Origin of the sequence: Actinopolyspora mortivallis (assembly GCF_003001495.1) — a bacterium.
GTDB classification, from domain to species: Bacteria; Actinomycetota; Actinomycetes; order Mycobacteriales; family Pseudonocardiaceae; genus Actinopolyspora; species Actinopolyspora mortivallis_A.
The window spans coordinates 80,875-106,948 of the sequence record NZ_PVSR01000007.1 but is presented as its reverse complement, the minus strand read 5'-3'; the positions used below and the strand labels follow the sequence as shown (position 1 = coordinate 106,948).

Here is a 26,074-nt window from a genome sequence, read left to right as displayed (position 1 = left end):
GCCGTGGTGGACGGCCACCGCGCCGAAGCGTGTGGGCGAGTGCGTACGATCTTGACTGCGGCGCTCCCACCGGACAGGAGTCGTGCCGGGCCGTTCTTCCCCGCCCGTGCGGGGGAACGGAGTCTGCTGTGGGCGCTGGCCCCAGCGGGATGTCGCCTTCGTGGCCGTCATCGCGCATGATGCCCGCACGTTCGTTCACGAGGAACGCATGACACAACAACACCCAATGTTTCCGAGCCCCCGGCGTGCCGCCAGGGGGGCGGTGGTTCGTTCGGCCGCAGGCGCAGGTCTGGCCGTGCTGGTGGTGACCGGGGCGGTCACCGTGCTGCGCCAGCGCAACCGCATCGCGGAACTGCTCAGACAGCTCGACAACCACGAAGCCGAACTCGAACACCTGCGGACCAAGCGGCTGCCCGCCCTGGCCGAGTCCCTGAACGGTGGAACACACACCCGTGTTCCCGGCCCGCTGGGCAGTGGTGACGAGAACGGTGCCGCGGAGTCGTTGGAGGCGCTCGTGGGCGGCATCGAGGAAGTGGTGCGGCTGACCCGGGAGCACGTCGAACAGGCTTCGCGAAGGACCCTCACCGGGGTGCTGGACACCGTGCGCGGGCTCGCCGCCGAGCAGCACATGGCGGTCTCGGAGATGCAGCACCGCCACGACGACGCGGACGTGCTCGCCGACCTGTACACCATCGACCACGCTGGATCCCAACTGAGCAGGAGATTACGCGGATTCGCCGTGCTGTTCGGTGCGTGGATCGGACAGCAGCGTTCGGCGACCCTGCTCCAGGAGGTACTGCGCGGGGCCCAGTCGCAGATCAGGGACTACCAACGCGTCACGGTCAGTCCGCACTGCCCACGGTCGCTGGGCTGTGGTCCCGAGGAACTCGGGGTGGTCACCCGCGCGGTGGAGCCGCTGGTGCTCGTGGTCGCCGAGCTGTTGGACAACGCCACGCGCTACTCTCCCCCCTACGCACAGGTGTGGGTGGGTGTGCAGCCCGCGCACAACGGGGTCGCCGTGACGGTCGAGGACGCCGGGGTGGGGATGCCGCTGGAGGAACAGCGTCGTGCGGCCCGCCTGCTGTCGAACGAACGGGTTCCGCTGGACGAGATCGGCGATCCGCCCCGGGTGGGCTTCGCCGTGATCGGGCTGCTGGCCGCCCGGTACGGCCTGCGGGTGTCCGTGGACTCCCCCTCCAGCTACGGCGGGGTGCGTGCGGTCGTCTTCGTCCCCAACGAGCTACTCACCCGCCTGGATCCCGAGGAGTCCGAGCCGGAGGAGACCCGGGAACCGGCGGGCACGGCGACGGCCTCCGGCGCGGGGACCAACGGGACGGAAACCACCTCCAGTGGTCTGCCGAAACGCGGTGGGCGGAACCGGAACGCCGCCGCGAGACCGGCACCGGCGGCTGTCCCGGACAGTTCCGACAGCGCCGTGGGGCTGGCCGCCTGGCAACAGGCCACCGAAGCGAACAACCCCGACCGGGGAAGCGACGACGGGGAGGACGGCGAAGCATGAACACGAACACGGTTCGGCGGCCTGAGCTGCGGTGGATGCTCGACGACGTGCTGCTGCCGGAGGTGCGCAGCGCCGTGGTGCTGGCCCGGGACGGGCTGGTCATCACGGCGACCGGTGAGATCGACGAGGCGGACGCGGACCGGTTCGCCGCCTGCCTGGCCTCGTTACGTGCCTCTTCGGCGGCCTCCGCGGAGTTCTGCGCGGACGGTTCCACCTCCGAGCCCGCGTGGAACCAGACCCTCGTGGAGTTGAGCACGGGATACGTCTTCCTGATCGCCGCGGGTCCGCACGCCTACCTGGGTGTCTCCACGACCAAGCAGGTGGACATGGGGCCGGCCACTCAGCGTTTCCACGCGGTGGTGCAGAAACTGGGCGCCGAACTCGGAACGATTCCCAGGTCCGGGGACAGTGAACGCTCATGAGCCCACCCCGGCGACGGGACCGGGAGGCGTTGGTACGCCCCTATCTGATCACCGGCGGCCGGGCTCACCCGACGGTGGGATCGCTCGGCATCACCACACTCGTGCGGGCGGCCCCGGAGGCCGAGTCGCTCGGACTGGGGCCGGAACACCGACGTGTGGTGCGGCTGTGTTCCGGCGGAGCGCTCTCGGTCGCCGAGATCGCCGCCCGTCTCGAACTGCCCGCCAGTGTGACCAGAGTGATCGTGGCGGATCTGCTCGACGAGAACCGGTTGCAGGTCCTGTCCAGTGGACGCGAACAGGCGCCGGACCGGGAACTGCTGCAGGAGGTGCTTGATGGGCTCAGAGCCCTCCGGTGAGGTGTACCTGGCCCCCACGGTCCGCACCGCCGTCAAGGTGCTGGTGCTGGGGCCCTTCGCGGTGGGCAAGAGCACCTTCGTCGGCACCCTGTCCGAGATCCCGCCGCTGTACACGGAGGAGACCATCACCCGGACGGGTGCCGTGGCCGATGATCCGCACGGGATCTCCGGGAAGACGACCACCACCGTGGCGCTGGACTTCGGGCGTCGCACCCTCAACGACCGGCTCGTGCTCTACATGTTCGGCACCCCGGGACAGCGTCGTTTCCTGTCCCTGTGGGAGGACCTCGCCTACGGCTCCCTCGGAGCGCTCGTGCTGGCCGACATCGCCAGGATCGAGGAGTCCTTCGAGATCATAGGCGTCCTCGAGGAACGGGGAATGCCCTACGCGGTGGCCATCAACGACTTCCGCAACGCGGAGATGCCTCCCGACGAGGAACTGCGTGAGGCTTTCGACCTCCTTCCGGAGGTTCCCCTCGTCACCTGCGACGCCCGGGAGAGGGACTCGGCGGCGCGGGCGATGATCTCACTGGTCGAACACGTGCTTTCCGTTTGTCCGCAACAGTCCCAGGAGTCCGCATGACCCGACCCGACGACTCCGCCGCACCGGTGTGCCCGATGCGGCGAACTCCGCTGCACGACCGTACTTTCGCCGACGACCCGGACGGGGTGTACGAGAGCCTGCGCGCCGAGGGGCCGTTGGCGGACGTGGAGCTGGCCCCCGGTGTTCCGGCGACGCTCGTGCTGGACTACGACACCGCGCTCTCCGTGCTGCGGGACCCGGCCCGTTTCCCCAAGGACTCCCGCGTGTGGCAACGGACCGTCCCCCAGGACAGCCCCGTGGTGGCGATGATGATGTACCGGGACAACGTGCTGTTCCAGGACGGTCCCGAGCACGACAGACTGCGGGAGGCGATCACCGACGCCCTGGGCAGGGTGGACTCCTTCACCCTGCGTCGGTACGTGCGTGAGAGCGCGGAGAGCCTCATCCGGGACTTCGCCCCGAAGGGTGAGGCCGACCTGCTCAACGACTACGCGCGGATACTCCCGTTGCTGGTGCTGACCAAGCTCTTCGGCAGCCCTCCCGAGATCACCTCGCGCATGGTCGACGCGATCACGGCGCTGTGGGACGGGGTGGACACCGAACGGGCCAACCTGGAGCTGGGCAGCTGCGTCGCCGAGGTGGTGGCGCTGCGCCGCGAACACCCCGCAGCGGACGTGACCACGTGGCTGTTGGAGCACGAGGCGGGACTGGACGACGAGGAGATGATCCAGCAGCTCGTGGTGCTCATGGGCGCCGGGGCCGAACCGATGCAGAACCTGGTGGCCAACGCGCTGCGGCTGTGGTTGTCCGACGAACGGTTCGCCGGCAACCTCTCGGGCGGCAGACTACCGGTGGAGGACGCCATCGACGAGGTGCTGTGGCAGCAGCCCCCGTTGGCCAACTACGCCATCACCTTCCCACCCCAGGAGGTGGAGCTGGCGGGACGGGTGTTGCCGGCGCACCAGCCCGTGGTGATCGGGATCGCCGCCGCGAACAACGATCCGGCGCTGTGCTCGGCGCGACGCGACGGCAACCGGGCCCATCTCGCGTGGAGCGCGGGGGCACACACCTGTCCGGCCCGGGGGACCGCCCGCATGATCGCCTCTGTCGCGATGGAGACGGTTTTGGATACCTTGCCCGATATGGACCTGGCCGTGCCCGTGGAGCGGTTGGAGTGGAGGACGGGCCCGTTCCATCGGGCTCTGACCGCGCTTCCGGTGCACTTTCCGCCGGTCCCGGTATCCGACCGTGACGAGGAAGCGACTGGAGGCAGTGACTCGTGGAGCACTCTTCCTGCCCGTACACAATGGACCCGACAGGGCGTGACGTCCACGCGGAGGCGGCGTTCCTCCGCGGACGTGGACCGGCTGCCCGGGTGGAACTCCCTGGTGGAGTGGTTGCGTGGGCGGTGACCGACCACCGCCGATTACGTGAGCTGCTCTCCGACAGCAGGGTCTCCAAGGACCCCACCCAGCACTGGCCGAGTTGGATCGACGGCTCGGTTCCCCAGGACTGGGCGTTGGCCGGCTGGGTGGGGGTGCGCAACATGTTCACCGCGCACGGCCAGCGGCACCGCCGACTCCGCTCACTGGTCTCCTCCGCCTTCACCCCGCGCCGAGTGACCGCGTTGTCCCCCGACGTCCGGGAGATCACCGAGGAGCTGCTCGACGAGCTCGCCGACACCCCGGCCGGTGTCCAGGTGGACCTGCGGGAGAGCTTCGCCTATCCGTTACCGATCTCGGTGATCTGCCGGCTGTTCGGGGTTCCCGACCGGATGCGTCCGGGGTTGCGGCGGGTCGTCGACGGCGTCTTCGACACCTCGGCCACCCCGGAACAGGTGCGGGCCACCCAGCACGAACTGTACGAACTGCTCGGTGAACTCGTGGCCGACAAACGTGCGGCACCCGCCGACGACCTGACCAGCGTCCTGCTGGCCGCCCGCGACGAACAGGACGGCAGGCTGGACGAGCGGGAGCTGGTCGACACGTTGATCCTGCTCATCGGCGCGGGGCACGAGACCACGGTCAACCTGCTCGATCAGGCCGTGGTCGCGCTGCTGAGCCATCCCGAGCAGCTGGAGCTCGTGCGAGCGGGAGACTACTCCTGGGACCGGGTGGTCACCGAGACCCTGCGCTGGCAGCCCCCGTTGGCCAACGTGCCGCTGCGTTACGCGGTCGAGGACATCGAGCTCGACGACGGGGTGGTCATCGGACGGGGGGAACCCATCCTCGCCGGTTACGCGGGCGCCTGCCGGGACCCACGGCGCTACGACCGTCCGGACTCCTTCGACATCACCCGAGACGACAACGGTGACCACTTGGCCTTCGGCCACGGGGCACACTACTGTCTCGGTGCCTCGTTGGCCCGTCTGGAAGCCGAGACCGCGCTGCCCGCCTTCTTCGCACGCTTCCCCGAGGTCCGGCTAGCGGTTCCCGCCGCGGAGATCCCTCCGGCGGGAGGGTTCATCGCGAACGGCCACCGGCGGCTTCCCGTCGTGTTACGGGAGGAGTGACCCCACGGGCAACGTCGCGGTCCGCTCGTCGGACTCACGGCGACGACGCGGTTCTCCGGTACGGAGTTCGGTGGAGATCCCTACGGTGCCCGGTCCGGCACGGACTACCATCCGGCGGGCCGTATCGACAGTGAGGGGAGCTTTCATGCCCGTATCCGCCGGCCGCGTGATCACCTCCGAGTCGGGCGGTTCCGGTCGGGAACGTCTCGCTCCGATGGAGGCGGTACGGATCGCGCGCAAGGTCACCGACAACCTCCGGGACGGGCTCACCGGACCGAGGGCCCAGTCGGCGGTGCGCGCGTTACGTCGTCTGCTCCGGGCCGACGCGGTGGCGCTGGCGGATCTGTCCGGGCGCATGGAACAGGCCGGTCGGATGAGCGGTGCCGACGAGGCTGTGGGCGCGGTGGGCGAGGTGTTGCGCACCGAGGGCAGGCGGGGGAGACCGCCGCTGGTGGCCCTTCCGCTCCGCAGGGAGGAGGAGCTGGCCGGGGTGTTGGTGGTCTGCGGCGAGGTGCGGATGTCCGAGGTCCGGCACGCCGCGGAATGGGTGGAGGACTCGCTGGAGCGGGTCAGGCTGGAGTCCTCGGCCGAGCAGGCGGCCCGTTCCGAACTGCGGGCGCTGCGCGCCGAGATCTCGCCGCACTTCGTGTACAACGCGTTGACCGTGATCGGCTCGCTGGTCCGTTCCGACCCGGATCGCTCCCACGAGCTCATGCTCGATTTCGCCGAGTTCATCCGCTACGGATTGGCCCGGGACAGGGAGTACACCACGGTCTCCGACGAGTTCCACGCGGTGGAGACCTATCTGGCGTTGCAGCGGGCCGTGCTCGGACAGCGGCTGCGGGTGCGCATCAGGGTCGCCCCCGACGTGCTCGCCGTGCCGCTACCGTACCTCGTGCTGCAACCGCTGGTCGAGAACGCGGTGCGACACGGTGTGGAGCCCGCCTTCGGGGCGGATCCACGGCGCACCGGCCTCGTACAGGTCTCCGGGGAGGCGGCGGAGGGCGACCTGGTGGCCGTGGTGGAGGACGACGGGGCGGGGATGGACCCGGCCCTGGCGGAGAGGATCCTGTCCGGGGACACCACGGACAACGGTCTCGGGCTGAGCAATGTGGACCGCCGGCTCCGTGCCGCCTACGGCTCGTGGTACGGGCTGGTCCTCGAGACGGCGGAAGGGGCCGGTACACGGGTGACCGTGCGGATCCCCCTGTCCCAACCGGGAGTGGTGCCGCGATGAGACGAGGTCTGCGCGTGCTGGCCGTGGACGACGTGCGACCGGCTCTCGACGAGCTGTGCCGACTGCTGCGAACCTCCTCCGGGGTGGCGGAGACCCTCGGCGCGGGGGAGGCGTTGGAGGCCCTGCGGCTGATCCAGAGCGACCGGTTCGACGCGGTGTTCCTGGACATCTCGATGCCGGGGCTGGACGGGATCGAACTGGGATCGTTGCTGGCCAGGCTCGACTCCCCACCGGCCATCGTTTTCGTGACCGCCTACGACGACTACGCCGTGACGGCCTACGACATCGGTGCCGTGGACTATCTGCTCAAACCGGTGCGCCAGGAACGCCTCTCGGTGGCCCTGGGGAAGGTGACCAGGATGGTCACCACGAACGGACGGGGTGGTGGGGGAGCGGACACCACCCCCGAGGCCATGGCGGCCCTGCCGGTGGAGAGCGCGGGCCGGACCAGGTACGTACGGCGCAGCGAGGTGTGCTTCGTCTCCGCCGACGGAGACTACGTACGACTGCACACCCTCTCGGGCGAGCACGTGGTGCGGATGCCCATATCGCGGCTCGAGGAGTATTGGCAGGACCACGGTTTCCACCGGGTGCATCGCAGCTACCTCCTCGCGTTGGCAGCGGTGCGGGAACTGCGCAGCGATTCGACGGGAGGGCTCGTCGCCCACACCGAGGCCGGTGACGTTCCGGTCAGCAGGAGGCACGCGCGGCAGCTACGGGAACTGCTGCTACGGCACGCCCAGCGCACCGAGAGCGGAGGTGACGGGCGGACCCGATGAGCGGTGGCAGAAGAACGGTGGTGATGAGCCCGCAGACCAGACTGGCCCGGTCCCGACCCGCGGCCGGCAGACGGTGGCGGAAGCCCCCGCTGGAGGTGCACGAGTCGGAACGGGCCGGAAGACTGTATCGGGCCCAGCGCCGTCACGCCGTGGGCACGGTGGGGCTGCTGGTGGTGCTGGTGTTCGGTCTCCCGCCGCTGCTGGGGCTGTTCGCCGCGGCGGGCCAGCTCCGGCTGTTCGGGGTTCCGCTCTCCTGGGCGGCACTGGTTCTGGTGCCCTTCCCCAGCATGGTGCTGTTGGCATGGCGTCAGTCACGTCGGGCGGAGTCGCTGGAGAGGCGTCGATGACGGCCCTGCTCGCGGTGTCTCCCGTGGTGCTGCTGACCCTGTTCGTCGGGCTCCGGGGGATCTCGGCGACGCGGACCACCTCGGAGTTCCTGGTCGCCTCGCGGGGAATCACTCCGCTGGTCAACGCGGCGGCCGTGTCGGGGGAGTACCTCTCGGCCGCCTCGTTCCTCGGTGTCGCGGGCATGATGGTCCGGGACGGGGTGGGAGCCCTGTGGTACCCGGTGGGATTCACCGCCGGCTATGTGGCGATGCTGAGCCTGGTCGCCGCGCCGATGCGCCGCTCCGGGGCCCTGACGGTGCCCGACTTCGCCGAGACGCGGTTGGGGTCTCCGGCACTGCGCAGGCTGAGCGCGATGGTGGTGCTGGTGATCGCGGTGCTCTACCTGGTCCCGCAGTTCCGCACGGCGGGGCTGGTGCTCAGCGTGGTCGGGGACGTCAGTTACTGGGTGGGCGTGGTGATCGCCGGAGGGGTGATCAGTACGACCCTGGCGCTGGGAGGGATGCGTGCGGCCACCTACGTGCAGGCCTTCCAGTTCTGCCTGAAACTGGTGCTGTTCGCCGTGCCCGCGGTCTGGTTGGTGGTGACGGTGGGCGCGCAGACCCGCCAGGAGGCGGTCGATCCCGTGGAGTTCACCCGGTTCGAGGAACGGACCAGAGTGGAGTTCCGGGTCGGGGCGACCCTGCGGGTGCGACGACCGACCGAGGTGCGCTCCCCCGACGGCAGCGCGCGGGTCCTCCGCACGGGGGAGCACCACGTCGAGGCGGGTCAGGTGCTGGTCTTCCCGGAGGGGGCGGAGGTCCCCACTGTGCCCGGAACGGCTCCTCCCGGCGGGGAGCACTGGGGAAGACCGCTGCTCAACGTCGCCGATGCCGGACATCCCCTGTTCGGAACGTGGGCGGTACTGGTGGCGACCGTGTGCGGCACCATGGGTCTGCCGCACGTGCTGGTTCGTTTCCACACCAGCCCGGACGGGAGGGCGGCCCGGCGTACCGCCGCGCTGACCGTGGTGCTGCTGAGCCTGTTCTACCTGTTTCCCGGCGTCTACGGAGCGCTGGGCAGAGTGCTGCTTCCCGAGCTCTACCTGTCCGGGGGGACCGACACCGTGGTGGTGGCCCTGCCGACACAGGTGGACACCGGATGGTCGGCAACCCTGTTCACCGTGTTGGTGACCGGCGGTGCCTTCGCCGCGTTCCTGGCGACCTCACTGGGCCTGCTGCTGGTGGTGTCGGGGGCGCTGTCGCACGATCTCCTGCCCGGCGGGGTGACCCGGTTGCGGGGAACCGCGCCGCTCGCCGCGGCCGTGGTGGTACTGCTGGCCCTGCCTGCGGTGTTTCTGGACACCAACATTCTGGTCACCTGGGCGTTCACGATCGCGGCCGCGACCTTCTGTCCGTTGCTGGTACTGGGTATCTGGTGGTCCGAACTCACCGTCGCGGGTGCGGTGAGTGGGATGTCGGTGGGGCTGTTCGGGTCCTCCGCGGGCATGGCGGTTACTCTGTTCGGACCACCGTTGGACGGCTGGAAAGCGGTGTTGACCGCGCAGCCGGCGCCGTGGGTGGTGCCGTTGTCGTTCGTCACGATGCTGCTCGTCTCGGTCCGTACCCGTGCCCCCGGCTGGGCGAGAACCGAGATGCTGCGGCTGCACTTGGACGAACCCGCCGCACCGGCGCGCTAGCCCGGTTCCCGCGGGCTCCGGTTGTTCCCCGAACGGGACGGTGGCACATCCGTCCTGTCCGGACGACCGTTCGTCCACCGCTCGTCGCGCTGGATCGTCCGTCGGGCCCACGGTTCTCCCCGGGACGGACGGTGCCTCCTTAACGTGTCGTGCATCACCCGTTCGTGTCAGGAGGCATCTTCGTGACAACCGATGAGTTCGAACAACGTGCTCCGGCACCGGAACAGTGGGCCCGGGCCCACTCCAGCGCGGAGTTCGTCGCGCTACGGCGTCGTCTGCGCGGATTCGTCTTTCCGGTGGCGGTGCTGTTCCTCGCCTGGTACCTGCTGTACGTACTGCTGGCCGACTACGCCCACGGATTCATGTCCATCCGACTGTTCGGCAACATCAACGTCGGACTCGTGCTCGGACTGTTGCAGTTCGTCTCCACCTTCGGCATCACCGCGCTCTACGTGCGTTTCGCCAACCGGCGACTCGATCCGCTGGCCGGCAAGGTCCGCACCGAGCTCGAAGGAGAGGAAGAATGATCCGGCTGGCACAGGACGCGGGGCTGGAAGGCAGCAACCCCGCCATCAACATCAGCATCTTCGCGGCCTTCGTGGTGGTGACGCTCGTGGTGGTGCTCCGGGCGAGCCGCACCACCAAGACCGCCTCGGACTACTACGCGGCGGGCAGGGCCTTCTCCGGGCCGCAGAACGGTATCGCCATCTCGGGTGACTACCTCTCGGCCGCCTCCTTCCTCGGCATCGTGGGGGCGATAGCGCTCTACGGCTACGACGGGTTCCTCTACTCGATCGGCTTTCTGGTGGCCTGGTTGGTCGCGTTGCTGCTCGTCGCCGAGCTGCTGCGCAACACCGGGAAATTCACCATGGGTGACGTGCTGGCCTTCCGGATGAGGCAGCGCCCGGTCCGCGCGGCCGCGGCCACCTCGACGCTGGCGGTCAGCTTCTTCTACCTGCTCGCGCAGATGGCCGGAGCCGGAGTGCTCGTATCCCTGCTGTTGGGGATCGGCAGCGCCGTGGGCCAGAGCGTGGTCATCGCGATCGTGGGGGTCATCATGATCGTCTACGTGCTGGTGGGCGGGATGAAGGGCACCACGTGGGTGCAGATCATCAAGGCCGCGTTGCTGATAGCGGGTGCCGCCGCGATGACCCTGTGGGTGCTGGGCCGGTACGGTTTCGACTTCTCCGCGCTGTTGCAGGGGGCCGTGGACAAGGCCGGCGCCGACGGTCAACGACTGCTCGAACCGGGAGCCAAGTACGGGACCTCGGAGATCAGCAAACTCGACTTCCTGTCCCTGGGAGTAGCCCTGGTGCTGGGCACGGCGGGACTGCCGCACGTGCTCATGCGCTTCTACACCGTGCCCACCTCGCGGGAGGCGCGCCGTTCCGTGGTGTGGGCGATCTTCCTGATCGGGTTGTTCTACCTGTTCTCCCTGGTCCTCGGCTACGGTGCGGCGGCGATCGTGGGGCCCGAGACCATCGGCGACGCTCCGGGGGCCTCCAACTCGGCCGCACCGCTGTTGGCCCAGGCGTTGGGCGGGCCGGTGCTGCTCGGCTTCATCTCGGCGGTGGCCTTCGCCACCATCCTCGCCGTGGTGGCCGGGTTGACCATCACGGCCTCCGCCTCCTTCGCCCACGACATCTACGCCAACGTGATCAAGAAGGGCGAGGCGGAGGACAAACAGGCCGAGGTGCGGGTCGCCCGGATCACGGCCGCGGTGATCGGGGCCCTGGCCATCATCGGCGGGATCCTCGCGCGCAACCAGAACGTGGCCTTCCTGGTCTCCCTGGCGTTCGCGGTGGCCGCCTCGGCGAACCTGCCCACGCTGCTGTACTCGCTGTTCTGGAGGCGGTTCAACACCACCGGTGCGCTGTGCAGTATCTACGGGGGACTGGCCGTGGCCGTGGTGCTCATCGTGTTCTCACCGGCGGTCTCCGGCAGTGAGACCGCGATGCTGAGCGGGGTGGACTTCCACTGGTTCCCCCTGGAGAACCCGGGACTGGTCTCCATCCCGGCCTCGTTCCTGCTCGGCTGGATCGGGACGCTGCTGTCCAGTGAGCACAACGAGGCCAAGTACATGGAGATGGAGGTGCGCTCGCTCACCGGGGCGGGGGCGGAGAAGGCCTCGACACACTGAGGACGCGACGCCGTGACGGGGTGGGGCGCTCGTCGAACTCGGCTCCACCCCGTTCGTCCCCCGAGGAGGTGTTCGCCTCCCGGGGGACGGAGTCGTTTCGGGGCCTGGATGGGGGGCCGGACCACGGACGTTTCCCGGTTTCAGCGGGTACGTTCCGGCATTCCCTCCGGTGGCGGGGTGGCGGTGGGGTCGATTCCCAGCACCACCCGCGCCCGTGTCGTCCCCGGGGGGAACGGGGGAGGAGCCGGTTCGAGGTCGAGCAGGGTCATCGGTCCCTCGTCACCACTGTTGTAGAGCAGGTCCTGCTCGTTGGTGGTTCTGGGGACGGTGTTGCCCGAGTACGGCCACAGGCGGGCGAGGTGGGAGTTGAAGGACTCGGGAAAGTAGAGCTGTCCCGTGTGCGAGGTGTGCCCGCCCTCCCACACGCCGTCCGAACGGTGTCCACCGGTGATCGTCTTGACGTGGATGTGGACGGTGCGTCCCCGGTACCAGCCGGGGACGATGCTGCGGAAACTCGCGACCCCCTCGGAGTCGGTGAGCCGGACACCGCGCAGCCAGGTCGTGTCGTCGGTCGGTGGGGCGTGACCGTCCTCGTCCAGCGGGGGCGGTTCGTCGTTTCCGTAGCCGGTGTAGGAGGAGTAGACGCCCAGCGCGTCGCAGTGCCAGACGTCCACGGCGATGCCCGGCAGCGGGGAGCAGTCGACCGCGTCCACCACGACGACGTCCAACAGCAGCCCCGCCCCGCGTCGGTCCTCGGTGATGTCCTCGCGCAGAATGCGGTAGTCCAGGTAGTACGGGCCCTCCATCTGTTCGGGAGCCAGGACGCAGGAGGGAACGCCTCCGGCGGGTCCCGCGGATTCGGCGTCCGCGGTGACCACGGAACCGGAGCCACCGAGCGCGGCCGCGGCCGTGCCGAGGCCGAGCCCGCCGAACGCGGCCAGGATCCCGCGTCGCGTGGTCGTCGCGCGGGTGGATTCCCGCGACTGTCGTGGGGGGCCGTTCTCGGAGTCCTGTTCGACCATGACCGGCACGGTAGGTGCTCCGCCGCGAGGGGCCCAGCGCGGTGGACCACAAGTTCGCGCAACCGCCCGGCCCGTGCGGAGGTGGCCGACCGGATCACCACGGCCGGGTCAACGGGGACGGAACCAGGTGAGCGGCCCGCGGGAACAGCTGCGGACGGCCTCGGCCAGCATCCCCAGCGGGCTGCCCTGCTCCCCGCCGTGTGGTGGGAGGAAGTACCGCTCCACCAGCCTGATCCACAGCTCCTTGGTGGGGGTGAAATGCAGGTGCCGACCGGGGTGCTGCTCCTGCCACCGGCGGATCGCCTCGATCTTGTGGGTTCCGTGACCGTGGCAGACGAGATGGACGTCGTACGGCCCGGAAACCTGACGTGCCAGGTCACGCAGGAAGGCGGCGAGCTCCCCGCCCCGCTCCGGAACGTCACGGCGGGACAGGCGTGTCGCCAGCTCGGAACGCAGGCCCCGCTCTCCGCAGTCCTCGACGGGAACGAACACTCTGCCCGCCCCGTTCTCGGGGTCGGACCGCTCGTCCACGGCCACCGCCATGACCGACTCCGGAGGCGCGACATACAGGGCGCTCCATCCAGTGGGAGTCCGCCGGTGTTCCTCCTCCGTACGCGGGGGAGTGACACCCGCCCGCCGCAGGATGCGCACCACGGAGGAGGGGGAGACTCCCGTCCTGGCGGCCAGGGAACGTTTGCTCCACCGCAGACCGTTCGGAGGGGGCTCGGTCAACGCCGCCTCCAGCACGCTCCGGACCTGTCCCGAGGACAGGGAACGCGGTGCTCCCGAACGCGGGCGGTCCCGGAGCGCGGCCACACCACCCTCCAGGAAACGCCGTCGCCATTTGCCCACCGACTGTGCGGAGACTCCCAGTTCCCGGGCGACGGCGGCGTCACTGGAGCCACGGGCGCAGGCGAGCACGATACGGCAGCGCAGCACCACCGCCTGCGGTGTGGAGGGAAGGCCGATCCAGCGCACCAGCTCGTTCCGCTCCCGCTGCGACACCGACAGTGGTTTTCGCGAGCCGAACGAGGTCGTGTTCATGAGACGTCGATACCAGGTGGTCGGTCGTGCGGAAAACCGGGCGGAGGGACCTTCGGAGCCCGCCCTTCGCCTCCCGGGACGGGTCAGGACCACAGGCGCTCGGTGGCCAGGTCGGCCCCCTGGCGCAGCGCCTCGAGTTTCGCCCAGGCGATCTGGGGGTGCAGCCGTCCTCCCAGCCCGCAGTCGGTGGAGGCCAACACGTTCTCCCGCCCGACGCACTCGGCGAATGTGACGATGCGGTCGGCCACGAGCTCCGGGTGTTCGACCACATTGGTGGCGTGGCTGACCACTCCGGGAAGCAGCAACTTCCCCTCCGGAAGCGTGACGTCCCGCCACACCTTCCACTCGTGCTCGTGACGGACGTTGCCCGCCTCGAAGGCGTAGGCCCGCACGTCGATCGCCAGCAGCACGTCGACCAGATCCCGCATGGGCAGATCCGTGACGTGGGGACCGTGCCAACTCCCCCAACACAGGTGGAAACGGATGCGGTCCTTCGGAAGGCCCCGGAGCGCGTGGTTCAGGGCCTCCACACGGCTCATGGTGAACCGTTTGTAGGCCTCGACCGAGGGTTCCGGGTTGATCTGGTCCCAGTTCTCCGCGATGGCCGGATCGTCCACCTGCAGGATCAGACCGGCGTCGATGATCGCCTTGTACTCCTCCCGCATGGCCTCGGCGCAGGCGTAGAGGAACTCCTCCTCGTCCTCGTAGTACTCGTTCCCGATCCGCGAGCAGCTTCCCGGCCCGATCGACGTCATGAAGCCCTCGTCCACCCCGGACTCGTCCAGGGCCCTCGTGAACCGGGCGATGTCGGTGTGGAGGGCCTCGTACCCCACGTAGGTCAGCGGGCCCCGGCACACCGGAGCCATCGCGGGTCCGCCGTTGGTGAACACACCGGAGGTGGGGTCGGCGTAGGCGTCGGCGAAAAGAGCACGGTCACGTCGGTCGCCGAAGCTGCCGAGGGTGATGTCTCCCTCCCTCGAGGTCCGGTGGGTGATGTCGAACAGGGACACGTCCTCCAGCTCCAGCCCGCCGAGACGCTGGAACGAGTAGGACCACCAGGCACCGTAGTCCACTTTCTGGGTCATGGCCTTGCCGAACTCCCCGTCGCCGACGACGTCCAGCCCGATGCGACGCTGTCGTTCGACGAGGTCCGTGGTCGCCCGTTCCAGACCGTTCCGATAACGCTGCTCGGTGATGGATCCCTCGGCACGGTGCCGGTTGAGTTCGAGAACATCGTCCGGGCGGGGGAGACTGCCCACCTGGGTGGTCAGGATTCGATCGCTGCTGGAGCGCACTGTCGCGTTCCTTTCTCCGGGTGCGGTGCGGCCAATCTCTCCGTTCCGGGCAGGAAAGGCAAACAACGACGAACACCGCAGCTCATCGCCGCGTGGACAGGGGAGGGCCACGGGTGTTTCCCGTTCCGGTGTCGACGAACTTGCGGTCCGGACCGCAAGTGAGGTGCACACGGACGGCGGAACCGTCCGGCCGGTGCGAGCATCGGGTCGTGGTCGACAGGGGTGTTTCGGGACGTCGCCGCTCGCGTCGTGCCGAGATCCGGGCGTGGCGCAGGATGCTGGCCGACGAGTTGGCGGAGTCCAGGGTCTACCGCGAACTCGCCGATCGCAGGCAGGGCGTGGAACGCGAGATCCTGCTCGAACTGGCCGAGGCGGAGCAGCGTCACGCCGGGCACTGGAGGAAGCTGCTGGGGCCGGAGGCGAAACCCCGCGGGGCCACCCTGCGCATGAGGACACTGGCCCTGCTGGCCCGGTGGTTCGGGTGGATTTTCGTCCTGGCCCTGGTCCAGCGCGCCGAGAACCGTTCCTCCTACGGCTCCGAGGAGAACGCCACCGCGGCGATGGAGGCCGACGAGCGCGTCCACGGTGAGGTGGTCCGGGCACTGGCAGCGCGCGGTCGTGCCCGCATGTCCGGGACCTTGCGTGCCGCCGTGTTCGGGGTCAACGACGGTCTGGTGAGTAACTTCGCGCTGGTGCTCGGGGTGATCGGCGGCGGAGCCACGACCACGGTGGTGCTGCTGACCGGGCTCTCCGGTTTGCTGGCCGGGGCGCTGTCCATGGCGGCGGGGGAGTACGTCTCGGTCAGTTCCCAGCGTGAACTGCTCGCGGCCGCGCGTCCGGACGAAAGAACCCACGGCTTCGTGGCGCACCTCGACGTGAACGCCAACGAACTGGCCCTGGTGTACCGTGCCCGCGGGCTGTCCGCCGAGGAGGCCGAGCGCAGCGCCGCCGCCGTGTTGCGGAACTCCGCCGGCGGGCTGCCCACCGCGGAGGGGGACGGGGCCGCCGGTGAGGCGGTGGGCAGCGCGGCGGGGGCCGCCTCGTCGAGCTTCGTCGCCTTCGCGGTGGGGGCGTTGTTGCCCGTGGTGCCCTTCCTCCTGGGACTGCACGGACTCGGTGCCGTGTTCGTGGCGGGCGCCTTGAGCGGAGCGGCGTTGTTGCTCACCGGTGCCGTCGTCGGAGTGCTGTCCGGTGGTGCTCCCTCCTCGCGTGCGCTGCGACAGCTGGCCATCGGTGTGGCGGCGGCGGGCTCCACCTATCTGCTCGGCACCGCTTTCGGGGTGCTCACCGGTGGGTGACTGCCTCCGGCGCGGGCCGGTCCTCGCCGTTCAGCTCGCCGAGAGTGACTCCATGAGGTCGCCCACCCGTGGTTCCGGAACGCTGCGAGCCAGGTCGGAGACGGCGATGATGCCGACCAGACGCTGCTGGTCGATGACGGGAAGCCTGCGGATCCGGTGCGCGCTCATCAGACGCAGCGCCTCCTCTGAGGAGTCGTCGGCGCCGATCGTCACGGCCTCCTGCTGGTTGAGGTCCCCGGCGGGGAAGGTTCCCGCATCCCTGCCCTGGGCGACGACCTTGATGACCAGGTCGCGGTCGGTGACCACGCCCTTGACCTTGTTGTCCTTGCCGCAGATGGGCAACGCTCCCACCCCGAGCCGGGCCATCTTCCGAGCCGCGTCCGCCGCGGTCTCCTCAGTGCGGACGCACTCGGGGTTCGGTTGCATCACCTCGCGCGCCGTGCTCATGTTGCACCTCCGTTGTCCGTGGCCGAGTGATCGACTTGCGGCCGGGTGTCGGTGGCGGGGTGAGGTGTCCGCAGCCAGATCGTCTCGAGGCCGGGACTCTGCCCGAGACCGTCGTCGGGAAGTTGGCGCGGGTCGGCCAGTTCGACGTCCTCCCGCAGGGGAGGTGCGGTTCTCGTGGTGCTCATCGGAGTCTCCGGGCCTCGGGTGGGTGCGTTCCCCGTCACCCTCGTGGATTTCCCAGACCGAGCGGCTCGAAACCCGCCGGTGTCTCCCCGCCGTCACCCGGGTTCCCCGCGTCGCTTGCGGTGCGCCACCCACGCCAGGTCGACCACCGCCACGACCCCCAGCACCACGAGCAGCCATCCGAACCACCGCAGCGGCGCGATGGTCACGAGCAGCGTCACTCCCGAACCGAGGCAGAAGACGGCCCCGAAAGCCGCCAGCCACAGTCGCAGCGTGAGGGCGCTCAACGCGGGAGGCGCTCCGGTCAGTCGTCCCAGCACGTCGTGGTATCCGGGAAGTCCCTTCTCGTAGTGCTCTCTTCCCCTGCCGGTGTCCTTCTCGTCGTCGCTCACACGGTCGGTGTTTCCATGGTGCGGCCGAGTGAAACGAACACCCACCGTGCGTGACCGTGGTCCCGGGCACTCGCTCGTTCAGGATCCGGAACGAAGTTCCGCGAGACGTCGGCGCGGGCGGGTGAGCGAGGTGGCCCGGTTCCCGATGCCGGACCACTCGTCGCCGTGGGTGGCCAGCCGTTCCGGAACGTCGCCGAGAGTGAACCCGCGGGGACCGACCTCGTCCAGTTCGCGCCAGGAGATCGGCGTGGCCACCGGGGCCGTGTCCCTGGCGCGTACCGAGTAGGGGGCGACGGTGGTCTGCGCGTAGGAGTTGCGCAGGTAGTCCACGAAGACCCGTCCCGCCCGGTCCTCCTTGCGCTGCTCGACGGTCAGCAGCTCGGGACTCCGCTCGGACAGCACCGTGGCGATCCCCCGGGCGAACTCGCGCACCCGGTGGAAGGTGTCCTCGCGTCGGAGGGGGACGAGTACGTGGAAGCCCCGGGAGCCGGTGGTCATGACGAAGGCGGGAAGCCCGACCTCCTCGAGGAGCCTCCGGGTGTGGTGGGCCGCGGAACGGAGTTCCTCGACCCCGTTGTCGGAGGGATCCAGGTCGAACACCATCCGGTCCGGACGTTCGAGGTCGTCGGTTCGGGACAGCCACACGTGCGGGGTCAGGACCCCCTGGTCGGCCAGGTGGACCAGTGTGTCGGGTTCCTCGCAGACCACCTGGATGTTGCGCCCACCCTCCCTTTTGGGCACCTCGACACGACGGACCCACCCCGGGGTCCGCGCGGACACGTTCTTCTGGAAGATCCGTTGTCCCTCGATGCCGTCCGGATACCGTTCCGAGGCCAGGGGGCGGTCCTTCGTGTACCGCACGAGGGTGGAACCTACCCGGTGGTAGTACTCCGCGATGTCGCCCTTGGTGAGCCCGTCCCGGGGGAACAGCACCTTGTCGGCCCTGGACACCTCGACCCGGTGCCCGCCGAGCTGGATGGTCCTGCCGCTCATCCCACCTCCCTGACCACATCGGCGGGGTCCTTGTCCTCGCGGAGCCCCTGGTAGCTCGGATGCCGCAGTTTTCCGTCCTCGGTCCACTCGGTGAAGGCGACGCTGACGACCAGTCTCGGCTCCACCCAGCGGACCTCGTTCGCCTCGGGTTCCTCGGCGAAGGGACCGTCCCGGCGTTCCAACCGGTCGAGCCGTTCCCGCAGACCCCGCAGGGAGTGCTGGTCGAATCCCGTTCCGACTTTCCCGGCGTAGACGAGCCGCCCCCGTTCGTGATAGCCGACGAGCAGTGCCCCGAGGGCGGGGCGACTCCCGGTCGGCTCGGTGAAACCCCCGATCACCAGCTCCTGAGTGGCCACACACGTGAACTTCAGCCAGTTGCGGGAGCGGTCGTGGAGGTAGGCGGCGGTGGCGCCCTCGGCCAGTGTGCCCTCCCAGCCCGCTTCGCAGGACCGCCGGTGGTACCGCGTTCCGCGGCCGTTCTCGTAAGGAGTCCAGCGCAACGGATCGGTGAACCGGGTGGTGCGGGCCAGCATCCTCTTGCGTTCGAGCAGGGCCATCGAGGTGAGGTCGTAGCCGGCCACGTACGGCACGTCGAACAGGTAGCAGTACACCGGGATCTCCGTTCTCCCCCTTGTTCCGGGGCATCCTGTGGGCTCCGTTGTCGCAGTCGGCCGAAACTCGTGGTCCTTCCCGCGAAGGCGACGATCTCGCCGTCCGGCACGACCAGCCGGCGGACGGCCTCGTGGATCTCCGGATACGTCTCGTCCAGCGTCGTGCCACCTCGGGAGCGGATCCGTACCCGGCAGCCCTCCTTGAGGATCAGACAGCGTTGTCCGTGCAGCTTCGGCTCGAAGGTCCGGTCGGGATGGTCGAAAGGGTGGTGCGTGAGCGTGGCCAGTGCCGGATCCTCCTGGCCGGAGGGAGCTCCTCGCCGCAGTGCCGCGCGGCCCTCCGCGCTGAGTTCCTCGAACAGCGTGTTCACCGTGCTGTCCCCTGCTCGACGCCCGTGTCCGGGTCAGCGTCCCCTTCCGCAGGACGGGCGACGCCGTTCCCCGTGCCCGGGCCGGACCCGTTCCGCGTACGGTCGGGTTACCCGTCGTGGTCGGTGGCGAAACGAGCGCGGTCTAGTTCAGTTCGCGGACGAACAGCCCCGGGGCCGTCTTGGGGTCGAAGCAGGTGGACTTCGGGGGCATCACCGCGCCCGTGTCGGAGACGGCCATGATCTGCTCGACGTCGGGAGGGCGGGGAACGAAACAGACCGCGTTCCTGGAGGCGCACCAGCACCGCGTTCCCGAGGGCTCCGCCGAAGCGGTGGAGCCCGCCGAGTCCACCAGACGTGCCACGTACGGGTACAGCTGCTCGTCCAGCACCACCGCGTCCAACGTCCCGCGGACCGAGCGGTCCGGTGAGCCCGAGGGATCCAGCCACAGGCGGAAACACCGGTCGTGCAGTCGCAGGAGCACCATACCGGGTGCCGGGTTGCTCGGGGCGTGGCGCGGACACTCCTCCACCCGGGCCACGGTGGGGTGCTCGGCCAGCACGTTCAGTACCTCCGACGTGGACAGACCGGGGGGCTCCGGCAGGCAGCGGTGGTATCCGAGCACCCGCATCTCGCTGCCCGGGAACAGGGCGGCCAGGGTGAACGAGCGGGTGTCGGTGTCACGGTGCTGCCGTGTTCGCGAGCGGCGCTCCGCCACGGCCATCCGGTGGTGACCGTCGGCGATGTACACCCTCGACAGGGTTCCCAGTTCGCGCTGCACCAATTCGGCCAGCTCGGCGTCCCGGCGTATCCAGACGCTGTGTTCCACCCCGCCGGAGGAGAGGGTGCCCACGTCCGGGGTGTGTCGGGTCGTATCCCGCAGGGAGGAAGCGAGTGCGGGCAGGTCCGGATGGGTGAGCATCACCGGCATCTGTTCGGCGCCGCTCGCTTCGGTGAGTTCGGCGATACGGCGTTCCCGGTCCGGCCGGGTGGCCTCGTGACGTCGGATACGCCCGTTGCGGTAGTCCTCGAGTGAGACCTCGACCACGACCCCCGTCTGTTCGTGGCGTCCGCTGCGCAGCCGGTACACCAGCACGGCGGGAAGCATCGGGCGGACGTAGCCCCCCGTCTCCAGCAGGGTGCGTACCCGGTTCGGGTCCAGACATCCGTCCAGTGACTCGACCACGTGCGGGGCGATCACCGAGGCCCGGGGCGGGCGTACGGTGATCCCCTCGATCCCGGCTTCCGTGACGGCACCGGGACTCTGTCGTTGCGGGGCGCTCATGATGCACCACCGGTGGGAGCGGTCGTCCGCGTCGACCGGCTGCTACGCAGACTGTCCTCGTTGACGCAGTGCAGCACCGTCCCGTTCCGGAAGGCTTCGACCATGCGGACGACCTCGGCCGCCACGGCCCGCTGGGCCTGCTCGGTCGAGGCCCCGATGTGGTGGGTTCCGTAGACATTGGGGTGGCTCGCCAGCCGTGACTCGACGGTGCCCGTGGCCGTTTCCGGTTCGTGCGTGAACACGTCGATACCCGCGCGAACCCCCTTGGTCTCCATGGCCTCGATGAGGGCGTCCTCGTCGACGAGTTCTCCGCGTGCGGTGTTGAGCAGGATCGTTCCCGGTCGTACCCGGGAGAGCAGCTCGTGGTCGACCAGCCTGCGGGTCTCCTCCGTGAGCGGCAGGTGCAGGGAGAGCACGTCGCAGGTGCTGACGAGTTCCTCGGTGTTGGGGAGGAAGGTGATGCCGAGGGAACGGGCCCGTTCGAGGGTTTCCGGGTCGCGGCCGGGTTTGTCCACCGCGTGGACGTGGGTCCCGAAGGCGGCGGCCCGGGCGGCGAACTCCAGTCCGATGTCCCCGAGCCCGAGCACGCCGACCCTGCGCCCGTGAATTCCGCGCGCCCGGGAGTAGCGTCGTTTGTCCCAGCGTCCCGCACGCAGGTCGGCGACGTTGTCGGCGATGTTGCGGTCCAGCGCGAGCAGCAGGGCGAACGCGAGTTCGGCCACGGCCGTGGAGTTCCTGCCGGGCACGTTGCACACGCGGACACCGTGTTCGCCCGCGGCGGCACGGTCGATGGTGTTGGTGCCGGAACCCGCTCTGATGACCAACCGCAGCGCGTCGGCCTCGGCGAACACCGGCGCGGGCACCCGCGTGCTGCGGACGACGAGAACCTCGCAGCCTCGCAGGGACTCCCCGAGTTGTTCGGGGGTGGTCTCCGGCAGGTAGCGGCACTCATCCCCCGACTCGGTGAGCGCGGTCAGGGAGTCTTCCGGGAAGGCGTCGGCGACAAGAATCCTCATCGGCTGCTCCCTCGTGAATCGGTCGGGCCTCCCGCGAGTGGTTTCGGTGGTCGCACCGCGCCTGGGCCGGTGACCCGAGAGCCGTGTCCGCGCGAGCCACGTGAGTAACGATGGCCAAAAATTGTTGCTTATCGCGCAAAGTATTGCTTATAACGCAATGTTGGCCGTGTTGAGGGAGGACGTCAACAGCTGCGCCCCACTTCGGGAGACGAACTCGCCCGACAGCATGAAGATCACGCGGTCTCCGGGTGAACGACCACGGAGGCGAGGGAGGGAGCCGCCGGCCCGGACGGAGCGCGGCGGTGAGAGCCGGAGGGGGACGTGCTCAGCGCGGGGCGGGTTCCCCCACGATCTCGGTGCAGCGAAGACCGTCGCCCACCGCCGGAGTCCCGTCCAGCGCGAGCGCACCGTACTGCTCCACCTCGGAACAGCGGACCGGAGCGCCGTCGACGAGCAGCGGGGTCATCCCCCGGTCCGCCGCGGTGTAGGCGAGCAGCCGTTCGGGTTCGGTACCGTCGTCCAAGCGGACGGGGTGTGATCGGTGCAGCCGGACCAGCCGGTAACGCCGTCCCCGGCCCTCGCAGCGGTCGAGCACCCGCCGTTGCTGAGCGGTCGCGTACCAGACCGCGTGCTGCTCGACCGTTCCCGGTGCCGAGGCGAGCACGGCGGGACGCTGCCCGTCCCGAGGACGCAGTCCGGCTGACCACACGGCGGCCATGTCGATGCAGCTCGCCCGGAGGACCACGGCCGGGCCGGCCAGTCCCAGCTCGGAACGCAACCAGCTGATCTTCTCCGGACAGACGTTCGAGCCGTAGGCGAGCACGGGGCGACGTCGGTGGAGGGGAGTGGCCCCTCGCGTCGCGAGCCAGTGGTTCAGACAGGGGCGCTCGGTGTCCGTCACCACCCGCCATCCGGAGGGGGCCGTCCCGTCGGGAAGGACCGGATAACCCGTCCCGTCGACGTGGACGAAGGAGCAGTCGGGGCGAGCTCCCGGGTAGGGATTCTCGGGGTACTCGGCGTCGCGGAACGGCTCGACCACCGTCGAGTCCGTTCGGAAGTGTGGGGCGACCATCGGTCGTCCACGTCTACCCGACGAAATCCGGTGGTGCCGCGATCCACGTCACAGAACAGGGCGAAAGGGGGCGTGAGCCCGTGTTTTTCCCGTGATGTGGGAAATACGCCCGGGTGTGTGACCGCACGAACACGCGTGGGTGAGCGTCTCGCGCCGGAGACGCTCACCCACGCGGTTACGAATTCGGGGAGAGGCCCTCAGAGAGCACGGACGGTGTCGGCCTGCGGTCCCTTCGACCCCTGGCTGACCGTGTACTCCACCTGCTGAGCCTCGTCCAGCGTACGGAAGCCGGGGGCGTCGATCGCGGAATAGTGCACGAACACGTCCGGGCCACCCTCGTCCGGGGCGATGAAACCGAAGCCCTTCTCCGAGCTGAACCACTTCACGGTGCCTTGGGGCATGGCTGTCTCCTTCCGGGAGCTGACTGCAGGTCACCGGTGACCGTCCCTCGCGCGGCCACCCTCGGTCGTGGATCTCAGACGGCGCCTACTCCAGCTACACCAAAGACAGCGGCTCGCCCGCACCAAACATCTGCGAACGTGCGTGTGACACGACTCAGAAAACGACCTGGCGTCATCCTACACACCGAAACCCGTTCCGACATCACGGAGGCGAGCGGGGTGTCGCCCGGCCGAACTCCTTCGTGTCGTGCACAGTGATGACCGACAGGTGCCGACGGCTCCTCGTGCGGGAGGTGTCACAAGCGTGGGTGATCCGGAAGGCGACACGCGGACCTCGGGCGGGACGCGGAGTGCCCCGAGGAGAAGGGTGGCGGGCGAGGTGCGGGACGCCGTCTCGTTCCGGACGTTCCTGCTGATTGTCGGGGTGCTGTTGTTGCAGATGGGATTCATTCTGTCCTATGTGGGAGCCTTCCACGATCCCTCACCGCACCGGTTGTCCGTGCGGGTGACGGGCCCCGAGGCAGCCGCGGACAGCATGGTCGACAGGATCAACGCCTTGCCGGACGAACCGTTGCGGGCGCGGACGGCTTCCGACCCGCGGGCCGGTCGGGAGGCGCTCACCTCCGGGGAGACGGCGGCCGTGTACGTGCTCCGTCCCTCCGAGCCCGCGGACCGGTTGTTGTTGGCCACCGCCGGGGGTTCGGCCAAGGCCGAGGCGGTGCGGAGCGTCCTCGGTGGGATGGCGGCCCGACAAGGGCGACAGCTGGAGGTCAGCGACGTGGTACCGGTCCAGAGCGGGGACTCCCGGGGGCTGACCGGTTTCTACCTGGTGGTGGGGTGGACGGTCGGCGGCTACCTCGTGGCCTCGTTGCTGGGGGTGGCGCGCGGTGCTCTGCCGGCCAACCCGAGCCGGGCGGCGATCCGGCTCGTCTCGGTGGCGGTCTACGCGGTGCTCTCCGGTCTGGGGGGTGCACTGGTCGTCGGTCCGCTGCTGGGAGCGCTCACCGGACACCCGATCCGACTGTGGTTGCTGGGAGCGTTGCTGGTGTTCGCGGCCGCCGCGGTGACCATGGCCTTGCAGGTGCTGTTCGGGGTGGTGGGGATCGGTCTTACGGTGTTGCTCTTCGTGGTGCTGGGCAACCCGAGTGCGGGCGGTGCCTACGCCCCCGAACTGCTGCCCGCCTTCTGGCGGGAGATCAGCACCGCCCTGCCGAACGGGGCTGGAACGGACGCGGTGCGCAACATCGTCTACTTCGGGTCCCACCATGTGACCGGCGACGTGCTGGTCATAGCCGCTTACGCGCTGGGGGGAACCGTGGTGGCGCTGCTCGGTGCCGTGTTGCGCGCACGTCGTGCCACCGTCCCGGCCTCGACGCGGGAGGACGGTGGCACGGCGCACGGAAAACATCACCGACAGGAGTAGCGCAACACTCCCTCTCTCCGTTCGCTGGCCAGGCGCCGCTGACTGACCAGCAGTTTCAGGTGCGCCGAGGTCTCCAGCACGGCCAGGATCCTGCTGAAGACGTCCAGCTCGTCCAGCGTGCGCTCGTGTCGGGTCCAGTTCAGGGCGCGGGCGGTCTCGTATGCGGTGCTCGTTCCCCGCTCCACGGTGGCGGCCATGGTGTCGAGCCGTCGCTGGTGGTGGGAGAGCAGTTCGTCCACCCGGGAGTGCAGGCTGTCGTGCACGGGACCGTGGGCGGGCAGTATCCGGTCGTCGGGCAGTTTCCGCACCAGGTGCAGCGAGTCGAGGTAGTCCCGCAGGGGGAGAGGGCCGGGAGCCTGTTCGAGACCCACCGACGGGGTGATGGCGGGCAGTACGTGGTCTCCCGTGAACACCAGACCGTTGTCCTCGTCGTGGAACACCACGTGTCCCCGAGTGTGTCCCGGAGTGCTCACCACGCGGAGCGTGCGTCCGGCGAGGACGAGTTCGGTGCCGTCGCTGAGCCATTCGTCCGGTTGCTGCCAGTGGGGTTCGTGCTCCGGAGCCGGGGTGTCGAACTCCGCGCCCAGTTCGTCGAGTACGCGCTCCGCCCCGCACTCGACCAGTTCCCGGCGTTGTCGTTCCAGGGGGACGTGGTCCCGGGCGCCGAGCCGTTCCAGGTTGACCCGCTCACCCTCCCCGAGCGCGACGTGGCAGCCGAGTTCCTCCCGCAGCGCGATCGCCTGGGTGTAGTGGTCCCGGTGCACGTGGGTGACCAGTACTCTGGTGATGTCCGCCGGACGCGCCCCCAGTGTCTCCAGCGCCTCTCCCAACAGCCTTCGGGACTCGGGCAGCGCCCAACCTCCGTCGATCAGGGCGAGCCCGTCGGTGTCCCACAGCGCGTACACGTTGACGGCGCGCAGTCCGTCGCTGGGCATCGGCAGCGGTATCCGGTACACCCCGGGGGAGACCTCGTGGGCACCCGGGTGGGTCCATGCTGTGTCGGACACGAGCACCTCCGTGGGACGGACTGATGGTCGGCAGGCATACCATACGGTCGGTAGGTGATCGAGGGAGTGCGACGCACGTCACCGGGCGCGTGGGCCTCCTCCGGGCGACGGTGGGGGCTCGCCCACGTCCGCGGCGAATATCCTGAGGGGACGACCGTGGATCGGCCACGGGTGGAGAGTCGAGACGGTTCGGCCGGTCGACATCCGGTGAGCAGGAAAGGGGCGCGACCGTGCCCGGACACATGCGGATCGGCGAGGTCGCCGAGCGCACCGGTCTGTCGTTGCGCACCATCCGCTACTACGAGGAAGTCGGGCTGGTGGTGCCGAGCGCGCGCAGCCAGGGCGGTTTCCGGCTCTACACCGAGCCGGACGTCGAACGGCTGAACATGATCAAACGGATGAAGCCGCTGGGCTTCCAGCTCGACCAGATGCGGGAACTGCTGGAGATCCTCGACGACCGTGAACGCGGTGAGCTCACGGAGCAGCGTCGCGACAGACTCGAGGAGTTCCACACCTCGGTGCGGGAGCGCTGTGCGAGTCTTCGTGCCGAGTTGCGCACGGCAGAGGACTTCGCGGACACACTGTGGCGACGTCTGCCGTGAACGTTCCGTCCCGGTCGGGGCGAACGCTGCGGCGCAGGCCCGGTGCGTGGTGAGCTCCGCCGGGTGTCCCACGGGACACCCGG

The 26,074-nt window shown here is 69.3% G+C and carries 28 protein-coding genes and 1 pseudogene; 15 read left to right on the top strand and 14 right to left on the bottom strand.

Annotation, left to right across the window (positions count from 1 at the left end; all coding sequences use genetic code 11):
- Positions 1-208 precede the first annotated feature (208 nt).
- The 12 genes from CEP50_RS07605 to CEP50_RS07550 all read left to right on the top strand — a co-directional run bounded on the left by CEP50_RS07605 (position 209) and on the right by CEP50_RS07550 (position 11,532).
- The gene (locus CEP50_RS07605) at positions 209-1,519 is read left to right on the top strand and encodes an ATP-binding protein (protein ID WP_258174996.1); all 1,311 of its coding nucleotides are present in this window, start codon (positions 209-211) and stop codon (positions 1,517-1,519) included.
- Positions 1,516-1,941: a roadblock/LC7 domain-containing protein gene (locus CEP50_RS07600; protein ID WP_106113225.1), complete on the top strand. Its 426-nt coding sequence runs from the start codon at positions 1,516-1,518 to the stop codon at positions 1,939-1,941. Before CEP50_RS07605 ends, CEP50_RS07600 begins: the two co-directional genes overlap by 4 nt.
- Positions 1,938-2,297 carry a DUF742 domain-containing protein gene (locus CEP50_RS07595; protein ID WP_106113224.1) on the top strand — a complete coding sequence of 120 codons (360 nt, stop codon included), beginning with the start codon at positions 1,938-1,940 and terminating at the stop codon, positions 2,295-2,297. Before CEP50_RS07600 ends, CEP50_RS07595 begins: the two co-directional genes overlap by 4 nt.
- On the top strand, positions 2,275-2,880 hold the full coding sequence (locus tag CEP50_RS07590) for a GTP-binding protein (protein ID WP_106113223.1): 606 nt from the start codon (positions 2,275-2,277) through the stop codon (positions 2,878-2,880). The genes CEP50_RS07595 and CEP50_RS07590 overlap by 23 nt, the downstream gene beginning before the upstream one ends.
- A complete protein-coding gene (locus CEP50_RS07585) occupies positions 2,877-4,253 on the top strand; it encodes a cytochrome P450 (RefSeq protein ID WP_106113222.1) in 1,377 nt (458 codons plus the stop codon). The genes CEP50_RS07590 and CEP50_RS07585 overlap by 4 nt, the downstream gene beginning before the upstream one ends.
- Complete coding sequence (locus CEP50_RS07580) at positions 4,250-5,353, top strand: cytochrome P450 family protein (RefSeq protein WP_106113221.1); 1,104 nt, start codon at positions 4,250-4,252, stop codon at positions 5,351-5,353. Before CEP50_RS07585 ends, CEP50_RS07580 begins: the two co-directional genes overlap by 4 nt.
- A 145-nt stretch (positions 5,354-5,498) precedes the next feature.
- Positions 5,499-6,590: a sensor histidine kinase gene (locus CEP50_RS07575; protein ID WP_181188259.1), complete on the top strand. Its 1,092-nt coding sequence runs from the start codon at positions 5,499-5,501 to the stop codon at positions 6,588-6,590.
- On the top strand, positions 6,587-7,369 hold the full coding sequence (locus CEP50_RS20765) for a LytR/AlgR family response regulator transcription factor (protein ID WP_106113220.1): 783 nt from the start codon (positions 6,587-6,589) through the stop codon (positions 7,367-7,369). Before CEP50_RS07575 ends, CEP50_RS20765 begins: the two co-directional genes overlap by 4 nt.
- On the top strand, positions 7,366-7,716 hold the full coding sequence (locus CEP50_RS07565; protein ID WP_106113219.1) for a hypothetical protein: 351 nt from the start codon (positions 7,366-7,368) through the stop codon (positions 7,714-7,716). The genes CEP50_RS20765 and CEP50_RS07565 overlap by 4 nt, the downstream gene beginning before the upstream one ends.
- Positions 7,713-9,392, top strand: coding sequence for a sodium/solute symporter (locus tag CEP50_RS07560; RefSeq protein WP_106113218.1), 1,680 nt, complete (start codon positions 7,713-7,715; stop codon positions 9,390-9,392). Before CEP50_RS07565 ends, CEP50_RS07560 begins: the two co-directional genes overlap by 4 nt.
- Before the next feature lie 182 nt (positions 9,393-9,574).
- Entirely contained in the window at positions 9,575-9,919 is a 345-nt protein-coding gene (locus CEP50_RS07555; RefSeq protein ID WP_106113217.1) for a DUF485 domain-containing protein, read from the top strand.
- Positions 9,916-11,532, top strand: a complete 1,617-nt coding sequence (locus CEP50_RS07550) for a solute symporter family protein (protein ID WP_181188258.1) — start codon at positions 9,916-9,918, stop codon at positions 11,530-11,532. The genes CEP50_RS07555 and CEP50_RS07550 overlap by 4 nt, the downstream gene beginning before the upstream one ends.
- Before the next feature lie 140 nt (positions 11,533-11,672).
- Here CEP50_RS07550 and CEP50_RS07545 read toward each other — a convergent pair whose 3' ends face one another.
- The 3 genes from CEP50_RS07545 to CEP50_RS07535 form a co-directional block, all read right to left on the bottom strand.
- Entirely contained in the window at positions 11,673-12,554 is an 882-nt protein-coding gene (locus CEP50_RS07545; RefSeq protein ID WP_258174994.1) for an intradiol ring-cleavage dioxygenase, read from the bottom strand.
- A 108-nt stretch (positions 12,555-12,662) separates the two neighbouring features.
- Positions 12,663-13,598, bottom strand: a complete 936-nt coding sequence (locus CEP50_RS07540) for a helix-turn-helix domain-containing protein (RefSeq protein WP_106113215.1) — start codon at positions 13,596-13,598, stop codon at positions 12,663-12,665.
- Positions 13,599-13,681: 83 nt separating this feature from the next.
- Entirely contained in the window at positions 13,682-14,893 is a 1,212-nt protein-coding gene (locus CEP50_RS07535) for a cobalamin-independent methionine synthase II family protein (protein ID WP_106113214.1), read from the bottom strand.
- Between the two features lie 275 nt (positions 14,894-15,168).
- Here CEP50_RS07535 and CEP50_RS07530 point away from each other — a divergent pair, with 275 nt between their 5' ends.
- A complete protein-coding gene (locus tag CEP50_RS07530) occupies positions 15,169-16,191 on the top strand; it encodes a VIT1/CCC1 transporter family protein (RefSeq protein WP_181188266.1) in 1,023 nt (340 codons plus the stop codon).
- 30 nt (positions 16,192-16,221) lie between these two features.
- Here CEP50_RS07530 and CEP50_RS07525 read toward each other — a convergent pair whose 3' ends face one another.
- The 10 genes and pseudogenes from CEP50_RS07525 to CEP50_RS07485 form a co-directional block, all read right to left on the bottom strand.
- Positions 16,222-16,638, bottom strand: a complete 417-nt coding sequence (locus tag CEP50_RS07525; RefSeq protein ID WP_106113213.1) for a CBS domain-containing protein — start codon at positions 16,636-16,638, stop codon at positions 16,222-16,224.
- A complete protein-coding gene (locus CEP50_RS07520) occupies positions 16,635-16,823 on the bottom strand; it encodes a hypothetical protein (protein WP_106113212.1) in 189 nt (62 codons plus the stop codon). Before CEP50_RS07520 ends, CEP50_RS07525 begins: the two co-directional genes overlap by 4 nt.
- 93 nt (positions 16,824-16,916) lie before the next feature.
- The gene (locus tag CEP50_RS07515) at positions 16,917-17,213 is read right to left on the bottom strand and encodes a hypothetical protein (protein WP_106113211.1); all 297 of its coding nucleotides are present in this window, start codon (positions 17,211-17,213) and stop codon (positions 16,917-16,919) included.
- Between the two features lie 78 nt (positions 17,214-17,291).
- Complete coding sequence (gene ligD / locus CEP50_RS07510; RefSeq protein WP_106113210.1) at positions 17,292-18,206, bottom strand: non-homologous end-joining DNA ligase; 915 nt, start codon at positions 18,204-18,206, stop codon at positions 17,292-17,294.
- Positions 18,203-18,817, bottom strand: coding sequence for an ATP dependent DNA ligase (locus CEP50_RS20515; protein WP_106113209.1), 615 nt, complete (start codon positions 18,815-18,817; stop codon positions 18,203-18,205). The genes ligD and CEP50_RS20515 overlap by 4 nt, the downstream gene beginning before the upstream one ends.
- A gap of 89 nt (positions 18,818-18,906) precedes the next feature.
- A pseudogene (locus tag CEP50_RS20865) lies at positions 18,907-19,188 on the bottom strand (non-homologous end-joining DNA ligase); the annotation flags it as partial.
- A gap of 142 nt (positions 19,189-19,330) precedes the next feature.
- The gene (locus CEP50_RS07500; RefSeq protein ID WP_106113208.1) at positions 19,331-20,470 is read right to left on the bottom strand and encodes a DUF1015 family protein; all 1,140 of its coding nucleotides are present in this window, start codon (positions 20,468-20,470) and stop codon (positions 19,331-19,333) included.
- A complete protein-coding gene (locus CEP50_RS07495; RefSeq protein WP_106113207.1) occupies positions 20,467-21,486 on the bottom strand; it encodes an NAD(P)-dependent oxidoreductase in 1,020 nt (339 codons plus the stop codon). Before CEP50_RS07495 ends, CEP50_RS07500 begins: the two co-directional genes overlap by 4 nt.
- A 325-nt stretch (positions 21,487-21,811) precedes the next feature.
- A complete protein-coding gene (locus tag CEP50_RS07490; RefSeq protein ID WP_106113206.1) occupies positions 21,812-22,558 on the bottom strand; it encodes a hypothetical protein in 747 nt (248 codons plus the stop codon).
- Positions 22,559-22,755: 197 nt separating this feature from the next.
- Positions 22,756-22,959 carry a cold-shock protein gene (locus CEP50_RS07485; RefSeq protein ID WP_019854136.1) on the bottom strand — a complete coding sequence of 68 codons (204 nt, stop codon included), beginning with the start codon at positions 22,957-22,959 and terminating at the stop codon, positions 22,756-22,758.
- Between the two features lie 367 nt (positions 22,960-23,326).
- Between CEP50_RS07485 and CEP50_RS07480 the strand changes: the two genes are divergently transcribed.
- Positions 23,327-24,382: a DUF3533 domain-containing protein gene (locus CEP50_RS07480; RefSeq protein ID WP_106113205.1), complete on the top strand. Its 1,056-nt coding sequence runs from the start codon at positions 23,327-23,329 to the stop codon at positions 24,380-24,382.
- Here the strand turns inward: CEP50_RS07480 and CEP50_RS07475 are convergent.
- On the bottom strand, positions 24,367-25,389 hold the full coding sequence (locus CEP50_RS07475; RefSeq protein ID WP_106113204.1) for an MBL fold metallo-hydrolase: 1,023 nt from the start codon (positions 25,387-25,389) through the stop codon (positions 24,367-24,369). The genes CEP50_RS07480 and CEP50_RS07475 overlap by 16 nt on opposite strands.
- Positions 25,390-25,619: 230 nt before the next feature.
- Here CEP50_RS07475 and CEP50_RS07470 point away from each other — a divergent pair, with 230 nt between their 5' ends.
- A complete protein-coding gene (locus CEP50_RS07470) occupies positions 25,620-25,991 on the top strand; it encodes a MerR family transcriptional regulator (RefSeq protein ID WP_106113203.1) in 372 nt (123 codons plus the stop codon).
- Positions 25,992-26,074: the final 83 nt, after the last annotated feature.

Excerpts from the sequence above, each read along its gene's own strand:
- CEP50_RS07595 (WP_106113224.1), top strand. The coding sequence starts at position 1,938 with ATGAGCCCACCCCGGCGACGGGACCGGGAGGCGTTGGTACGCCCCTAT.
- CEP50_RS07600 (WP_106113225.1), top strand. The coding sequence starts at position 1,516 with ATGAACACGAACACGGTTCGGCGGCCTGAGCTGCGGTGGATGCTCGAC.
- CEP50_RS07575 (WP_181188259.1), top strand. The coding sequence starts at position 5,499 with ATGCCCGTATCCGCCGGCCGCGTGATCACCTCCGAGTCGGGCGGTTCC.
- CEP50_RS07500 (WP_106113208.1), bottom strand. The coding sequence starts at position 20,470 with ATGAGCGCCCCGCAACGACAGAGTCCCGGTGCCGTCACGGAAGCCGGG.
- CEP50_RS20765 (WP_106113220.1), top strand. The coding sequence starts at position 6,587 with ATGAGACGAGGTCTGCGCGTGCTGGCCGTGGACGACGTGCGACCGGCT.
- CEP50_RS07490 (WP_106113206.1), bottom strand. The coding sequence starts at position 22,558 with ATGGTCGCCCCACACTTCCGAACGGACTCGACGGTGGTCGAGCCGTTC.
- CEP50_RS07545 (WP_258174994.1), bottom strand. The coding sequence starts at position 12,554 with ATGGTCGAACAGGACTCCGAGAACGGCCCCCCACGACAGTCGCGGGAA.
- CEP50_RS07590 (WP_106113223.1), top strand. The coding sequence starts at position 2,275 with ATGGGCTCAGAGCCCTCCGGTGAGGTGTACCTGGCCCCCACGGTCCGC.
- CEP50_RS07540 (WP_106113215.1), bottom strand. The coding sequence starts at position 13,598 with ATGAACACGACCTCGTTCGGCTCGCGAAAACCACTGTCGGTGTCGCAG.
- CEP50_RS07585 (WP_106113222.1), top strand. The coding sequence starts at position 2,877 with ATGACCCGACCCGACGACTCCGCCGCACCGGTGTGCCCGATGCGGCGA.
- CEP50_RS07530 (WP_181188266.1), top strand. The coding sequence starts at position 15,169 with ATGCTGGCCGACGAGTTGGCGGAGTCCAGGGTCTACCGCGAACTCGCC.
- CEP50_RS07605 (WP_258174996.1), top strand. The coding sequence starts at position 209 with ATGACACAACAACACCCAATGTTTCCGAGCCCCCGGCGTGCCGCCAGG.
- CEP50_RS07565 (WP_106113219.1), top strand. The coding sequence starts at position 7,366 with ATGAGCGGTGGCAGAAGAACGGTGGTGATGAGCCCGCAGACCAGACTG.
- CEP50_RS07485 (WP_019854136.1), bottom strand. The coding sequence starts at position 22,959 with ATGCCCCAAGGCACCGTGAAGTGGTTCAGCTCGGAGAAGGGCTTCGGT.
- ligD (WP_106113210.1), bottom strand. The coding sequence starts at position 18,206 with ATGAGCGGCAGGACCATCCAGCTCGGCGGGCACCGGGTCGAGGTGTCC.
- CEP50_RS07525 (WP_106113213.1), bottom strand. The coding sequence starts at position 16,638 with ATGAGCACGGCGCGCGAGGTGATGCAACCGAACCCCGAGTGCGTCCGC.
- CEP50_RS07520 (WP_106113212.1), bottom strand. The coding sequence starts at position 16,823 with ATGAGCACCACGAGAACCGCACCTCCCCTGCGGGAGGACGTCGAACTG.
- CEP50_RS07495 (WP_106113207.1), bottom strand. The coding sequence starts at position 21,486 with ATGAGGATTCTTGTCGCCGACGCCTTCCCGGAAGACTCCCTGACCGCG.
- CEP50_RS07560 (WP_106113218.1), top strand. The coding sequence starts at position 7,713 with ATGACGGCCCTGCTCGCGGTGTCTCCCGTGGTGCTGCTGACCCTGTTC.
- CEP50_RS07550 (WP_181188258.1), top strand. The coding sequence starts at position 9,916 with ATGATCCGGCTGGCACAGGACGCGGGGCTGGAAGGCAGCAACCCCGCC.